The 14889-nt window shown below is 64.6% G+C and carries 14 protein-coding genes; 8 read left to right on the top strand and 6 right to left on the bottom strand.

Annotation, left to right across the window (positions count from 1 at the left end; all coding sequences use genetic code 11):
- Positions 1–52: 52 nt before the first annotated feature.
- Entirely contained in the window at positions 53–1141 is a 1089-nt protein-coding gene (locus tag ACDA63_RS01515; RefSeq protein ID WP_373661395.1) for a nitrous oxide reductase family maturation protein NosD, read from the top strand.
- A 63-nt stretch (positions 1142–1204) separates the two neighbouring features.
- Here the strand turns inward: ACDA63_RS01515 and ACDA63_RS01510 are convergent, their stop codons facing one another.
- On the bottom strand, positions 1205–2509 hold the full coding sequence (locus ACDA63_RS01510; RefSeq protein WP_373661394.1) for an NCS2 family permease: 1305 nt from the start codon (positions 2507–2509) through the stop codon (positions 1205–1207).
- 259 nt (positions 2510–2768) lie between these two features.
- On the opposite strand from ACDA63_RS01510, the gene ACDA63_RS01505 reads away from it, so the two are divergent.
- Entirely contained in the window at positions 2769–2999 is a 231-nt protein-coding gene (locus tag ACDA63_RS01505) for a glycine zipper 2TM domain-containing protein (protein ID WP_373661393.1), read from the top strand.
- Between the two features lie 43 nt (positions 3000–3042).
- Here the strand turns inward: ACDA63_RS01505 and ACDA63_RS01500 are convergent, their stop codons facing one another.
- On the bottom strand, positions 3043–3660 hold the full coding sequence (locus ACDA63_RS01500) for a hypothetical protein (protein ID WP_373661392.1): 618 nt from the start codon (positions 3658–3660) through the stop codon (positions 3043–3045).
- Between the two features lie 596 nt (positions 3661–4256).
- Here ACDA63_RS01500 and ACDA63_RS01495 point away from each other — a divergent pair.
- The 3 genes from ACDA63_RS01495 (at position 4257) to ACDA63_RS01485 (ending at position 8606) form a co-directional block, all read left to right on the top strand.
- Entirely contained in the window at positions 4257–4490 is a 234-nt protein-coding gene (locus tag ACDA63_RS01495; protein WP_373661391.1) for a DUF2789 domain-containing protein, read from the top strand.
- A gap of 116 nt (positions 4491–4606) precedes the next feature.
- Positions 4607–7399 carry a DUF3857 domain-containing protein gene (locus ACDA63_RS01490; protein WP_373661390.1) on the top strand — a complete coding sequence of 931 codons (2793 nt, stop codon included), beginning with the start codon at positions 4607–4609 and terminating at the stop codon, positions 7397–7399.
- A 10-nt stretch (positions 7400–7409) separates the two neighbouring features.
- Positions 7410–8606, top strand: coding sequence for a hypothetical protein (locus ACDA63_RS01485; protein ID WP_373661389.1), 1197 nt, complete (start codon positions 7410–7412; stop codon positions 8604–8606).
- 4 nt (positions 8607–8610) lie between these two features.
- Here the strand turns inward: ACDA63_RS01485 and orn are convergent, their stop codons facing one another.
- Positions 8611–9171, bottom strand: a complete 561-nt coding sequence (orn, locus tag ACDA63_RS01480) for an oligoribonuclease (protein WP_373661388.1) — start codon at positions 9169–9171, stop codon at positions 8611–8613.
- A gap of 68 nt (positions 9172–9239) precedes the next feature.
- Here orn and ACDA63_RS01475 point away from each other — a divergent pair, with 68 nt between their 5' ends.
- The 3 genes from ACDA63_RS01475 (at position 9240) to ACDA63_RS01465 (ending at position 11885) form a co-directional block, all read left to right on the top strand.
- The gene (locus ACDA63_RS01475) at positions 9240–10484 is read left to right on the top strand and encodes a M48 family metallopeptidase (RefSeq protein WP_373661387.1); all 1245 of its coding nucleotides are present in this window, start codon (positions 9240–9242) and stop codon (positions 10482–10484) included.
- A complete protein-coding gene (gene rsgA, locus ACDA63_RS01470) occupies positions 10484–11365 on the top strand; it encodes a ribosome small subunit-dependent GTPase A (protein WP_373661386.1) in 882 nt (293 codons plus the stop codon). The genes ACDA63_RS01475 and rsgA overlap by 1 nt, the downstream gene beginning before the upstream one ends.
- A gap of 118 nt (positions 11366–11483) precedes the next feature.
- Positions 11484–11885: a DoxX family protein gene (locus ACDA63_RS01465; RefSeq protein ID WP_373661385.1), complete on the top strand. Its 402-nt coding sequence runs from the start codon at positions 11484–11486 to the stop codon at positions 11883–11885.
- A 15-nt stretch (positions 11886–11900) separates the two neighbouring features.
- On the opposite strand, the gene ACDA63_RS01460 is transcribed toward ACDA63_RS01465, so the two are convergent.
- The 3 genes from ACDA63_RS01460 to ACDA63_RS01450 form a co-directional block, all read right to left on the bottom strand.
- On the bottom strand, positions 11901–12635 hold the full coding sequence (locus ACDA63_RS01460; RefSeq protein ID WP_373661384.1) for a peptidase: 735 nt from the start codon (positions 12633–12635) through the stop codon (positions 11901–11903).
- 43 nt (positions 12636–12678) lie between these two features.
- Positions 12679–13620, bottom strand: a complete 942-nt coding sequence (locus ACDA63_RS01455; RefSeq protein WP_373661630.1) for an alpha-E domain-containing protein — start codon at positions 13618–13620, stop codon at positions 12679–12681.
- Positions 13621–13723: 103 nt separating this feature from the next.
- The coding region (locus tag ACDA63_RS01450) for a circularly permuted type 2 ATP-grasp protein (RefSeq protein ID WP_373661383.1) at positions 13724–14889 on the bottom strand (1166 nt) is incomplete at its 5' end.

Genomic DNA, 14889 nt, shown 5'->3' with positions numbered 1-14889 from the left:
TTTGCCGCACGGCACGGCGCGACTTTCGAGCGCCGCGCAACACTGTAGAACGATGAAAAAGAAAATCCTGTCGCTTGCTCTGCCCTGTCTTCTTGCGGCCGTGGCCGTGTCCGCCGCCGCTCGCCCCATCAAAAGTACCTCCAAGCCTGCGGCGCCCACCGCCGCGCCGACGACCGACTGCACGGTAAACGTCGCGCCAGGCGCCGACATCCAGGCCGCCATCGACGGCTTGCCCAGGGATGGCTCGCGCGCCGTCGTATGTTTGTCGCGCGGCGAGTACAGCGTGCAGCGGTTTGTAGCCATCGAACGCGACAACACCACCCTGCGCGGCGAAGGCGTGGAGACCATCGTGCGCCTGGCGCCCGGCGTGCAGAGCTCGGTGTTGCTGGTGGGCGACTACCGACAGGCACAACCCGCACACGTGACGCGTCACGTGACCATCGAGCGCATGCTGCTCGAAGGCAATGGCGACCAGGGTGGCGAATTCGATCCGCAATACGCCTATCTCACCAATAGCGGGGTGACGGTCCGTTCGGGGCAGGACATCATCATCCGCGAGCTGACGGTCAACAATTGCCGCAGCGCCGGCATCCTCACCGAATACAGCAGCGCCAACGTCCTCATCCAGGGCAACACGGTGTACGGCGCGATCTGGGATGGAATTTCGCTCAACCGTGCACTGCGCACCCAAGTGATCGGCAACACGCTGGCCGGCAATCACGCGGCCGGAATCACCACCGAAAACCTGCAGGACAGCGAGATCCGCGACAACGTCCTGCGCAACAACGGTTCGCACGGCATCTACCTGGCCGACGCGTACCGCAATGAAGTCAGCGGCAACACCTTCCTGCACAACGGGGGCTCGGGCGTTTTCATCACCTGTTCCATCCGCACGCGCGATCCGGTGCGCTGCTGGGACAACAGCATGAGCTCCAACAACCGCTTTCAGTCCAACACCTTCGCCGGCAATCAATATGGCTACAGCGTGGCGCCGGACGACGCGGCCAACTGCAAGCCGAGCGATGTACGCGCCAACGCTTCGCTGGGCGATGCGTTCCGCGATGACAACCACGAACCTTCGTGGGACCGCTACGGGCGCTGCCTGGTCTACAACGACGTGCGCAGCCTCGCCCGCAATTGAAGCGGCGGCGTCAACGAAAAAGGGCATCCCGAGGGATGCCCCTTTTTTTGCCGACTTGCCCGATCAGCCCGGGAAGAAGGTGTACTTGATGATGAACAGCACCGAGATTACCCACGCAGCCGGATGCACTTCGCGACCGCGGCCGGTGCACAGCTTGAGCACGCTGTAGCTGATGAAGCCGAAGGCCAGGCCATTGGCGATCGAGTACGTGAACGGCATTGCCAGCGCGGTCAGCGCGGCGGGCGCCGCTTCGGTCACATCGTCCCAGTTCACTTCGACCAATTCGCGCATCATCACGCCAGCCACGTACAGCAGTGCCGGCGCGGTAGCGTAGGCCGGGACCGAAGTCGCCAGCGGCGCAATGAACAGGGACAGGACGAACAACACCGCCACGACCAGCGCGGTCAGGCCGGTACGCCCACCGGCCTGGACGCCCGAAGCGCTTTCGACGTAGGCGGTCGTCGAGCTGGTGCCCAACAGTGAGCCCGCAAGAATGGCGATGCTGTCCGCGAACAGGGCGCGGCCCAGACGCTTCTGCGGATTGCCCGGCGCGTCTTCGCGCAGCAGGCCGGCGCGCTTGGCCACGCCCATCAGCGTGCCGGTGGCGTCGAACACTTCGACCAGAACCATGGTCAGCACCACGGCGACAAAGCCACCTTGCAGAGCGCCGGCCAGATCGAGCTTGAAGAAGGTCGGCGCGATCGACGGCGGCGCAGAGAACACGCCCTTGATCTCGTTGAAACCGAGCAGCGTGCCGATCACCGTCACCGCCAGAATGCCAATCAGGATTGCGCCGCGCACGCGCAGCGCATCGAGCACACCAATGATGAAGAAACCCAGCACCGTCAGCAGCGCGGCGGGCTTATGCAGGTCACCGAGCGTGACCAGCGTGGCGGGGTGATCGACGATGATGCCGGCATTGGACAGCGCGATGATCGCCAGGAACAGACCGATACCCGCCGTGATCGAGCAACGCAGCGTGTGCGGAATGCCGGCGATCAGCCAGGCGCGCAGGCCGAGGATGGTGATGGCCAGAAAGATGCAGCCCGAAATGAACACAGCGCCGAGCGCGGCTTCCCACGAATAGCCCATGGTCTTGACCACGGCGAACGTAAAGAAGGCGTTCAACCCCATGCCGGGCGCCATGCCGACCGGGTAATTGGCGGCCAGCGCCATCACCAGCGTGCCAATGGCCGCAGCCAGACAGGTCGCCACGAACACCGAGTTGTGGTCCATGCCGGTCTGCGACAGCAGCGTTGGGTTGACGAACAGGATGTACGCCATCGTCAGGAAAGTAGTGAGGCCGGCGATGACCTCGGTCCTGACGTTGGTGCCGTGCTCCTTGAGCTTGAAGAAGGATTCCAGCATGTAATGAGCCCCTTGGTGGGTGTGGAACAGGGTGAATCGGCATGCCACGGGATGCCGCATTGCAGCAAGGCCGTGGCGGGCAACGTGCGGGCGCGATTGTAACCACGACATGGGTCGTCGGTCTTGCGGCAGGTAAGGATTCCTTCGGCTCCCCGGGTGTTTTCCGTGCTGTGGTGTAGCGGGAGCGAAGCTTGCGGATGAACCGGTACAGGGGTGTCGGACGACTTGCGCCCCGTTCCAACGCATGGAGGAGAACATCATGAAACGCTCCGGACCCCTCGCTGCGGCCATGTCGGCAGCGGTATTGAGCATCGGCCTGGCGGCTTGTTCGAACATGACCCCGCGTGAACGCGACACCGCCGTTGGCGCAGCAGTCGGTGGCGCAGCCGGCGCCATCATCGACAACGGCGGCGCCGCCGGCACACTGGGCGGCGCTGCCGTTGGCGGCGTCATCGGCAACCAGGTCGGCAAGAACCGAGAGAAGAAATAGCCGACCCAAGGCAACACACCCACAGCGCCGTGGCCGGATCGGATCACTCGGCCACGCGCGCCGCGGGCCCCCGCCGTGCCACTTCCACAAACCGCTCGTACGTCCGTACGAACGCATTGGCTGATTCGTTCAGGTGGCGCGCCTCGGTGCGCACCTTTTCCGACGCCGCTTCGCCCTGTTGTTCCGCCGGCTTGACGCCAAGAAATCCATTGGGCAAAGGATGCGTGTACTGGCCGATACGCAAGACCAGATCGGTCGCCGCAGCGTCCAGGTTCGTCGCCGCCTGGGCGAGCGCTTCATTCAGGAACTCGGGCGCAAGGGTGCGCCACGCGCGGACCATATAAAAGAGCGGATCGACTTTGGCCTTGTCGAATGGCGCGATGAAGTCATGGTCCGACAAGAACTGCACGACGCTCGCATCGGGCATGACCGCCTCGACCTGATCGACTATGAGTGCGTCGCGTTCTCCCCTGACCCGCTCGACATGACGACGCCCTACGTGCTCGGCGTATTGCTCGAGCGCGGCCCATATCGCCAGCGCAATGACGAGGGCCACGAACGGCAACCACTCGAAGCGCCACGCGGAGCCCGGCCACAGCAACCAGGCTTCGGCACCCATGACGAGAATCAGCACTATCACCCGGGCCGTCGTACGATTCATCGCGCGCTCCGTGAAGGGTCTCGAATTCATTATGGCAAAGCGCATGCCACCGGCAACGTCGGTGCGCGTAGCGGGTATTTGCAGTCAGCCCCCTGGCCTGGCATGCGAGTAGAGTGCGCCCCGTTGTGCGCCCCGCGCGCAATGGACCCTGCGGAAAGGCGAATTCAAGGGCGACTTCGTGCTCGGCAATCAGATCTACCCGAGTGACGCCGATCCAGTGCAGGCGTACAACGAAACCAAGACGCCCTACTTCGATGACATTCGCTTCGAAAAACTGACCTCGACCGGCGCATTCACGCAGGTGGCCTATATCGTCGGCACGCCAGAGAAGCCTTTCACCCACGTGGTGTTCAACGACGTATCGATCAAGGCTACACGCGGCATGCACATCCGCAACGCCGCCGTGGCTGGGCATGGCCTGCGCGTGACGGCGTCCGAAGGCAAGGCGACGTGGCCCGAAGCCGGTGGCGCGCTCGAGCGCAAACGACCTGCGGGCAGTAATATTGCGGGCAGAGGGCTCGTTCGCGGTATCGTTGCCGCGGATGAGCCCCAGCGTGACACAGCGCCACTCTTTCCCGACATCCGCGAGGTTTCCGATGGAAGCGCCCCAGCATTCACTGAACAATCTCTTCGCCCAACTTGGGCTGCCCACCGACAACGCATCGATCGACGCCTTCATCGCGTCGCATCGTCCGTTGCCCGACAGCATCGCGCTGCACGAGGCCGCTTGCTGGACTCCGGCGCAATCGGCATTGCTGCGCGAAGAAATCCTGCTCGACGCGGACTGGGCCGAAGTGGTCGACCAACTCAACGTCCGCCTGCGCGGCTGAGAAGAATCTTCAATCCCCGCCCGGCAGTCCATTGCCGGGCAGCGACGCAAACCCGGTAAAATCGGCATCAGACCTGTCTGAGCAGGCTGAAGTCGCATACACACACCGGGGATAGCATGAAATTCAGCACCAGGGCCGCGAGCGTGGCGCTCGCCTGGCTGACGATCGTCTTCAGCCTGTCGGCGAACGCGCAGGACGCCGCCGCGCCCGTCATGCAGACGGTGTCCATTCCGGAACAGGCCTTTGCCCGCTCGGCGCAACTGCCGCCGTGGGGCGAGTGGATCGACGCACCGGTGGCGCCGACATCGTCCAGCGCGCTGATCATGCGGCTCGGGCATACGCAATTCCGCTACGGCATGGATCGCCCGCAGACACTCGTGCACCGGGCGTGGCAGGTCAATGACGCGTCCGCGCTCGGCTACCTCGGCCAGTATTCGATTGCCTTCCAGCCGGACTATCAGCAACTGGTCCTGCACCGGCTCACCATCATCCGCAGCGGGCAGTCCATCGACAAACTCGCCACCGTGCAGGTGCGTTTTGTCCGCCCACAACAGGAGGCGGACAACAGCATCGTCAGCGGCTGGGTGTCGGCGGTGGTGCTGAGCGATGACATACGCGTGGGCGACACGCTCGACATTGCCTATAGCCTGATTGGCGAGAACCCCGTCTTCGGCGGCAAGGTATTTGAATCCGCCGAGTGGGACGCCGCCATTCCGGTCGTGCGCCGGGTCGTCAGCATCGACATGCCGGCAGAGCGCAAACTGCGCTACAAGCTGATCGCGCCCGATGGCGGCGCGCAGATTCAGCCACGTGAAAGCACCAGCGCCGGACGCCGCACACTGCGTTTCGAAGCCGCAGACCTTCCACCGGTCAACATCGACGAATACATGCCGGGCGATGTCGAAGCGCTGCGCTACCTGCAATTTTCGGAATTCAGCGAATGGTCGCAGGTGGTGGATTGGGCGCGCGGTCTGTTCACGCCCGCACCGGCAGACGCCGAATTCGACCGCATCCTGCAGAAGGCGCGACAGGCCCCGACCGCAGAAGGCAAGGTCATGGCCGCGCTGGATTTCGTGCAGAACGACATCCGCTACCTGGCCCTGCCCTTCGGCGAGAACTCGCATCGCCCCTTTGCGCCGCATGAAGTCCTCTCGCGCCGCTACGGCGACTGCAAAGACAAGTCGCTGCTGCTCGTCTCGATGCTGCGCCAGATGGGTATCGACGCCAGCCCCGTGCTGCTGGCGACGCAGAACCGCCGCAATCTCGATCAGATGCTGCCGAGTCCGCTCGACTTCGATCACGTCATCGTCCGCGTGCGTCTGCCCTCGGGCCAGGAGTACTACCTCGATCCGACGCTGCGCGCGCAAATCAGCCCGCTGGCACGCATCGGCGAAGCGCATCCTGACACGCAGGTGCTGGTGATCGCCGGCGGCGAATCGAAGCTGCGCAGAACGGCACGCGCCAATCGGACGCTGATGACCGAAGTGCGCGCCGAGCGCGTGACCGCCGAAGCCTTCGACAAGCCGGTGACGATGCATGTGACGCTGAGTTTTGCGGGCCTCGGGGCTGAATCACTGCGCCGCGCGATGACCTCGGTCACGCCCGAGCAGTGGCGCAAGTTCTACGAAGGCGGGCTCGATCGCCGCTACCCCAGGACACAATTGCTGCGCGCACCGGAGGTCAAGGACGATGCAGCCCTGAACATCGCCCGTGTCGAACTGGACTACCGCATCGAGAACTTCTTCGAAAAAGAGGGCGACCGCTGGTATGCGCCCTACCAGGCCAGCAACCTGCGCGACACGTTCTATGTGCCGAGTTCCGGCCGCCGCACCTTCCCGCTGGCGATCCCGAGCTTTCCTTCGGTGATCCGCTACGAATTCACGCTCGATCTGCCCGCCAACGTCGACACTCTTCGCCGCCCGGCCGAACGCAGCGTCAGCAATCCGGCCTTCGTGGCGAACTACCAGGCGACGCAGCGCGGCAGACAGGCTCAGGCGAGCGTCGAACTCGAAGTGCGTGCCGACCGCATCGCGGCCGCCGACACGCCGGCCTTCCTCGCCGACATCCGCAAGGTCAATGAACTGGCCGGGGGCGCCTTTGACTTCGGCGCTGCGGACATCAAGACGGCAAACGCGTCCGCTGCGGGCGGTGTTGCCTATCAGGAAGCCGCGCGCGAGCAACTCGAACGCATCATCAAGGGGACGAGCGATTCGCTCGCCGCCCGTGTGCTGGGCAACTCGGACCAGGCGCGCGCCTACTGCGAACGGGCCATGGCATATGCTTTCCTCGACCGTGCCGACGAAGCGCTGGCCGATGTTGCCGCCGCCCGCAAGCGTCTGCCGGATGACGCTGGCATCGTCAAATGCGCCGCAACCGTCGGCATCGTTACAGGCGACCTCAGCGGTTCGGTCAACGACATCTCGCGCGCCATCGCGCTGGGGTTGGCGGATAGCGATTCGTTCTACCGCCGTGGGTTGGCGAATTATCTGAACGGCAAGATCGATGACGCCACCGATGACTTCGCACGTTCACGCGATCTGGCGACCGAAGCCAACATGCGCAATCGCGGCGAGGTGTGGCGACTCATCAGCCTGACGCGCGCCGGCCGCGCAACCAAGGCACCCCTCCCCGCTCAACTCGACTGGCCGGGGCCGGTCATCCCGTTGTTCAACGGCACCCAGACGCCGGATCAGATGATGCAGGGCGTGTATGCCAACGCGCAGGGCGAAGACCTCGACGTGCTGCTGGCCGAAGCCTATTTCTACGTCGGCGAGTACTACCTGCTGCGCAACCAGACCACGCTGGCCGAAGCCTACCTGCGCCGCTCGCAGGACAAGGGCGCCATCAACCGCCTACTGCACTACGCGGCGCGCCAGGAGCGCGCTCGATTGGCGGCGACCCGCCACTAGGAGCCGGCACATGCGTTTCATCACCACCAGGAGCCGACGCGCCCGCTGCTTGATCCAGGCGGCCGCCATCGCGCTTGTCGTGCTGGCCGCCCCGGCACAAGCCGCAACGCCAGCATCGCGCGCCGACGACCTGCAGACCGTGGTCGACGGCATCGGCTGCGTCGACCTGTTCATGTATGCCATGGCGCGGCTCGAAGCCAACCCGGATTCGGGCGCGTTCGTCGCCATGACGGCGCGATGGATGCAGGGATTGCCGCGCGAGCGGGTGAGCGCAGCCTTCGTCGATGAGCTGAGCCGCGAGGCCACGCCGCAGGAGAGCGCCCAATTGGCCGAATTCCTGCGTACGCCCACGGGCCGGCGTGCCGGTCAGTACATCAAGGCCAGCGTGCTAAATCCGGCGGGTGCCAAGGCGATCCTGCTGCCGCAGGACATGCCGGCCATCGGGGCGTTCTCGATGACGCCCGGAGGCAGGCTCGTGGGGGAACAGCGGATGGGCAAGATGACCAAGGCTGTCATCGATTCGCTGGCCCGCTCGTTCAACGCCCAATTGCTGCAGGCCAACAAAGTACTGGCCGAGCGCGTGCGACGCATGGCCGAGACGCCCGATGACGTGCGCCTGTCCACCGATACGGCGGGCCTGGAATCGGTGCCGCCCGAATATCGCGACCTGATGCTCGCCATGGCCGGTTTCATCCAGCGCTCGACGATCATCCAGGTGCGCTACAGCGCGGCGGTGGAGGCGTCGCCCATCGACAAGTGGCTGAGTGCATCATCCCTGACCACCAGCGAAGGCATCGCAGAAGGCCGCCGCCAACTGGCGCGCCTTGGCGCGAGCCTGACGGAGCGCGACGAGCAACTCTTCGCCAACATGGAGGCAAGTACGCAGAGCCTGGCGCAGCATATGCCCGCCACCATGATGGGCATGGTTCAACAGCGGCTGGCCGACTCGCTGGACATGCAATTGCGGTTTTCGGAAAACCAGCGCCGCGTGCAGCAGATCATCGGGCGCATGCTCGATCTGGCCGAAGCCAACCTCGGCCGCACCCGTGTCACCGACGGTGTACTGACCTTCGATGTGCCCGATCAACAGGAGCAATACCGCACGCTGGCCGTGGAGCTCAAGCGGGAAGCGGATATCGAAGGCGAGATCTCGCAGCAGAGCGCCGCGGCCATCGAGCGCGGTATTTCCCGCCTGTCGGGTAACTGACGACTCAGGTCCCGGCGCCGGGCAGGCGCAGGAAGTTGTCGCGGTAGTACGCCAGTTCGGCGATCGATTCCTGGATATCGGCCAGCGCAGTGTGCGCACCGCGCTTGACGAAGCCCGAAGCCATCGCCGGCGCCCAGCGACGGGCCAGTTCCTTGAGCGTGGAAACATCCAGGTTGCGGTAGTGGAAGTACGCCTCGAGCTGCGGCATGTAGCGCACCATGAAACGGCGGTCCTGCCCGATCGAGTTGCCGCACATCGGGGTCGTGCGCGCCGGCACATATTGGCGCATCCACTCCAGAAGCTGCGCTTCCGCCGTGGGTTCGTCGGTGGTCGAAGCGCGCACCTTGTCGATCAGGCCCGAGCGGCCGTGGGTGTTCTTGTTCCACTCGTCCATCGCGTCCAGCACGCTGTCGGGCTGGTGCACGACGATGACCGGCGCCTCGGCCACCACTTCCAGACGGCTGTTGGTCACGATCATGGCGATCTCGATGATGCGATCGCGCTCGGGCTCCAGCCCGGTCATTTCCATATCCACCCAGACGAGATGGTTCTGGTCTTGTGCCATAATTTTTCGACCTCGAATCAAAATTGACGGGCATTGTCGCACGACCATAGCCCGCCACCGCGCCCCCAATGACCGCCACCCAACTGACGACCGTCTTCCTGCTGCTGCTCACCCTCTCGGTGGTGCTGCGCGCCTGGCTCAACCGGCGTCATGCCAGCCACGTGCAGGCCCATCGCGACCGCGTGCCGGCAGCCTTCTCGGCGGACATCCCACTGGACGCCCACCAGCGTGCCGCCGACTACACCGTTGCCAAGGCCGGCGTCGGCCTGATCGATCTGGCGCTCGGCACGATCTGGCTGCTGGTGCTGACCCTCGGCGGCGGACTGCAGGCGGCACATGATCTGCTCGCCCACTGGTTCGATCCGGCCGGACTCGTGCACGGCGTATTGCTGTTCGGCCTGATCGGTGCCATCGGCTTCATCTACGACCTGCCGCTGACGCTGTTCCGCACCTTCCGGCTGGAGGCGCGCTTTGGTTTCAATCACACCACACTGCGGCTGTTCGCCGCCGATATCGCCAAGCAGACGCTGCTGGCGATCATCATCGGCGCGCCGCTGCTGTGGGTCGTGCTGTGGCTGATGGCCCGCGCCGGCAATCTGTGGTGGGTATGGACCTGGGCCTTCTGGCTGGCGGTGAACCTCGCCGCCATGGTGATCTACCCGATCTTCATCGCGCCGCTGTTCAACAAGTTCGAGCCGCTGCGGGATGAATCGCTCAAGGCGCGCGTCGAAGCGCTGCTCGCCCGCTGCGGGTTCCGCGCCAAAGGACTGTTCGTGATGGACGGCTCCAAGCGCTCGGCGCACGGCAATGCTTACTTCACCGGTTTTGGCGCGGGCAAGCGCATCGTGTTCTTCGACACCTTGCTCAACGCGCTGGCTCCGACCGAGATCGAAGCCGTGCTCGCACACGAGCTTGGTCACTTCAAGCGCCGCCACCTCATCAAACGACTGGCCGTGCTGGCCGTCGGCTCGTTCGCGTTCATGGCGCTGCTGGGGTATCTGATCGAACAACCGTGGTTCTACGAAGGGCTCGGCGTGTCGGCACAGAGCAATGCGCTGGCGCTGATGCTGTTTTCGCTGGTGCTGCCGGTGGTGCTGTTCCCCTTCTCGCCACTGGCCAGCATGTGGTCGCGCAAGCACGAGTTCGAAGCCGACAGCTACGCCAAGCAGCACGCCAACGCCGCCGACCTCGTGTCGGCACTGGTCAAACTCTATCGTGACAACGCCTCGACCTTGACGCCCGATCCGCTCCACTCGCTGTTCTACGACTCCCACCCGCCCGCGGCGATCCGTATCGCCCACCTGCAGCGCTGATGCGTACCGGCGTGGTGATGGCCGCTTTCGGGCGGCAATACGAGGTGCAGTTCGAGGACGGCACGCGCCTGTTGTGTTTTCCTCGCGCCAAAAAAAGCGTGGTAGCGTGCGGCGACCGTGTCGACGTGTCGCCCACTTCGGCCGACCAGGGCGTCATCGAAAAACTGCTGCCCCGTCGTTCGCTGCTCTACCGAGCCGACGCTTTCAAGGAAAAACTCATCGCGGCCAACGTCACGCAAGTGCTGGTGGTGGTGGCGACCGAACCGAGCTTCTCGGACGAACTTATTTCGCGCTGCGCGTGCGCGGCCGAGTCGCAGGAGATCCCACTGCGCATCGTGCTCAACAAGTGCGATCTGGCCGACAGCCTGCCGCGCGCGCGCGAACTGCTCGCGCCCTTCGCACGCATCGGCTACGAGGTGATCGAGTTGTCTGCGCACGGCGACGTGGCGGCACTGCGCGCCCGCCTGCCCGGCGAACTGAGCCTGCTGGTTGGCCAGTCCGGCATGGGCAAGTCGACGCTGACCAATGCGCTGGTCCCCGATGCGGCGGCCGCCACGCGCGAGATCTCGGACGTTCTGGACAGCGGCAAACACACCACCACGCATGCGCGCCTGTATGCCCTGCCCGGTGGCGGCGACTTGATCGACAGCCCGGGGCTGCAAGCTTTTGGCCTGGCACATCTGTCGCGCGAGGACATCGAATCAGGCTTTCGCGAAATCCGCCCGCTGCTGGGCACCTGCCGCTTCCGCGATTGCCGGCACGAGTCCGAGCCCGATTGCGCGATCCGCACAGCGGTCGCCAGCGGCGACTTCGATGCCCGCCGCTATGAGGTGTTGCTCAAGTTGCTGGCCGAGAAACGCTTCGCGCAGTCCCTGTATTGAGAACCGCCTGTGAAAATCACCGTAGTGCGACCGTCCGCAATGACCCCGCACAAGTCTTGCCGCGCAAAACGCCCGTAGTCTGTCGGCGGCCGTCTTGGCCGATCCACGGGAGTGTCCGATGATGCGGGGCCGTCGCTACGATGTCCCACCTGCACTGGTGGTGTTGCGGATCGCGTGTGGCGTGTTCTTCATTCCGCACATTCTCTTCAAGCTGGGGAACCTCGCAGGTGCCACGGCCTTCTTCGCCAAGGCCGGCATCCCTTACCCTGATCTCTTCGTGTATGTCGCGATCGCGCTCGAATCGCTGGCCGCACTCGGTCTGATCATTGGCGTTCAGGTACGCCGTGCCGCCCTGCTGGGTGTGACCACGCTGTGCGCGGCAGCCGTGGCGACGTGGCTCACATCGAATACGGTGTGGCTGTGGAATCAGGGCGGCGCCGAATACCCGATCTTCTGGGCGCTGGCGTGCGTCGTGGTCGCCATCCAGTACCGGCCCCTCCCGCGCAATTTCTTCTATTGAGGGCGCAGGCCTCGCTCACAGCCCTTTGAGCCAGTCGGGATCGGGCAGCGCCGCGAAGGCGGTGCGCAGGGCGTCACTCCACCGGTTGCGCAGAGCGGCAAAGTACGGATTGTCGGCGTCGATGCTCTCATGCAGCGCCACCTTCAGTTCGTCGGTGTGAATGCACGTGAGGTCCAGCGGCAGCCCGACCGACAGGTTGGATTTGACGGTGGAATCCATCGACACGAGTGCCAGCTTGGCAGCCTCTTCGAGCGAGGTGTCACGCTTGAGCACGCGGTCGATGATCGGTTTGCCGTATTTCGATTCGCCCACCTGGAAATACGTCGTCTCGGGCGTGGCCTCGATGAAGTTGCCCGCAGCGTAGATCATGAACAGCCGCGGCGGCTCGCCCTTGATCTGCCCGCCAAGTATCAGCGCCGCGTTGAACTCGATATTGAACGCGGCCAGCCCCGCGGCATCGCGCTGGTGCACTTCGCGCAGCGTCTCGCCTACCACCGTCGCCGCCTCGAACATGTTGGCGGCCGAATACAGGTTCGGCTGCGTTTCGTCGGACAGGCGTCCGCGCAGTACCGACACCAGCGCCTGCGTGGCGGCGAGATTGCCGGATGTCAGCAGCGCCAGCACACGGTCTTCGCGCTCGAAGATGAAGGTCTTGCGGAACGTGCTGATGTGATCGACCCCCGCATTGGTGCGCGAGTCCGACAGGAAGACCAGCCCGGTATCCAGGAGCATGCCTACGCAGTACGTCATGTTCGTTCCATCCGCTGGGCAACGTCAGCCAGCATAGCGGCATTCATGTCAGCGGTACGAGAAAATCGTTCGAGATGCGGTTGCCCAGATCGCCCACCTTGTCGATGAAACCGGTCAGGTATTCATGCAGCCCTTCCTCGAACACGTCGTCCACGCGGCCGAAGCGCAGCGATGCGGCCAGTTCGCCCGCCCGCCGCTCCGTTTCGGCCGAACGCTGGTTGGCGACCTTGAGCAGCAACTCGTAGACCTCTTCGGTGCAGTGCGCCAGCGAACGCGGCATGTCGCGATGCAGGACGAGCAGTTCCGCCACCTTCGCCGGCGTGATGACATCGCGATACACGCGGCGGTAGATCTCGAAGGCTGACACCGAATGCAGCAGCGCGCTCCATTGGTAGTACTCGGCCGCTTCGTCGCGACGGTTCGACACCCCCAGTTCGTGGAACTTCACATCGAGCAGGCGCGCCGTACTGTCGGCCCGCTCGAGGAAGGTGCCCAGCCGCATGAAGTGCATCGCTTCGTCGCGCATCATGGTGCCGACCGACACGCCGCGCGACAGATGCGAACGGAACTTCACCCACTCGAAGAATTCGGAAGCGCCATCGCCTTCCAGCCCCGCGGCGGTGAAGCTGCGCATGGCAATCCAGGTGGCGTTGATGGTCTCCCACAACTCGGAGGTGAGCGTGCCGCGCACGGCATGGGCATTCTCGCGTGCGGCGCGCAGGCACGACACGATGCTCGACGGGTTGTCGCGATCGAGCACCATGAAGTGCATCACCGCCGACGGCTGGTGCGGCTTGCCGGTCAGTCGATACAGTTCGAGCAGCCCCATGGTATCGAGCGCGGCGCGCCATTGACGTTCGACGTCCTGCGTCTTCTGCGGCAACAGCGACATGCGGTTGTTTACGTCCAGCATGCGGGCGATGTTCTCGGCGCGTTCGACGTAGCGCGACATCCAGAACAGGTGGTCCGCCGTGCGGCTGAGCATGACGCCGGCGCGTACGCCCACGCGGCGCGTGGCGACCAGGCCGATGTCGCCCTCGTCGGACTGACTCTGCGATTGCGTGACAGTGGTGTCGATGGTCATCGCCTCAGCCCTCCAGAACCCAGGTGTCCTTGGTACCGCCGCCTTGCGATGAGTTCACCACCAGGGAGCCCTCCTTGAGGGCGACCCGGGTCAGCCCGCCGGGCACGAAACGTACTTCGCGCCCCGACAGGACGAACGGACGCAGGTCGATGTGGCGCGGGGCAATGCCTCGCTCGACGAAGGTCGGGCAGGCCGACAGCGCCAGTGTCGGTTGGGCGATGTACTTGTCGGGCGCGGCGAGGATGCGCCTGCGGAAGTCTTCGATCTGTTCGCGGGTCGACGCTGGGCCCACCAGCATGCCGTAGCCGCCCGCGCCGTGGACTTCCTTGACGACCAATTCGGGCAGATGGGCCAGCGTGTAGTCGAGGTCTTCCTTCTTGCGCAGCATGTACGTGGGCACGTTGTTGAGCAGCGGCTCTTCGCCCAGATAGAAGCGGATCATCTCCGGCACGTACGGATAGATCGACTTGTCGTCTGCCACACCGGTGCCGATGGCGTTGGCCAGCGTCACACCGCCTTCGCGATACGCGTCCAGCAGGCCCGGCACACCCAGCATTGAGTCGGGGCGGAACGCCTTGGGATCGAGAAAATCGTCGTCGATGCGACGGTAGATCACATCCACCTGCTGCGGCCCTTGCGTGGTCCGCATGAACACCCGCCCGCCACGCACGAACAGGTCGCGACCTTCGACAAGCTCCACACCCATCTGCTGGGCGAGGAAGGCATGCTCGAAGTACGCGCTGTTGTACGAACCGGGCGTGAGCACGACTACCGTCGGGTCGGGCGTCCCCTGCTGTGCGACGGCGCGCAGCGTATCCAGCAGCAGGTCCGGGTAGTGTTCGACGGGGGCGACACGGTAGCGCGCGAACAGCTCGGGGAAGAGCCGCATCATCATCTTGCGGTCTTCGATCATGTACGACACGCCGGACGGTACGCGCAGATTGTCTTCCAGCACGTAGAACTCGCCTGCGCCGGCACGCACGACGTCGATGCCGGCGATGGCCGCGTAGATGTCGCCCGGCACGTTCACGCCCTGCATCTCGCGTCGGTATTGCGCATTGCCCAGCACCTGCTCGCGCGGGATGCGCCCTGCCGCGATGATCGCCTGGTCGTGGTAGATGTCGTGGATGAAGGCGTTGAGCGCCTTGACGCGCTGGCGCAAGCCCGAAG

The sequence above is a fragment of the Uliginosibacterium sp. sgz301328 genome, assembly GCF_041807905.1.
Lineage (GTDB): Bacteria > Pseudomonadota > Gammaproteobacteria > Burkholderiales > Rhodocyclaceae > JBGVSA01.
The sequence above is the reverse complement of the archived record's forward strand: the minus strand, read 5'-3'. Positions and strand labels throughout refer to the sequence as shown.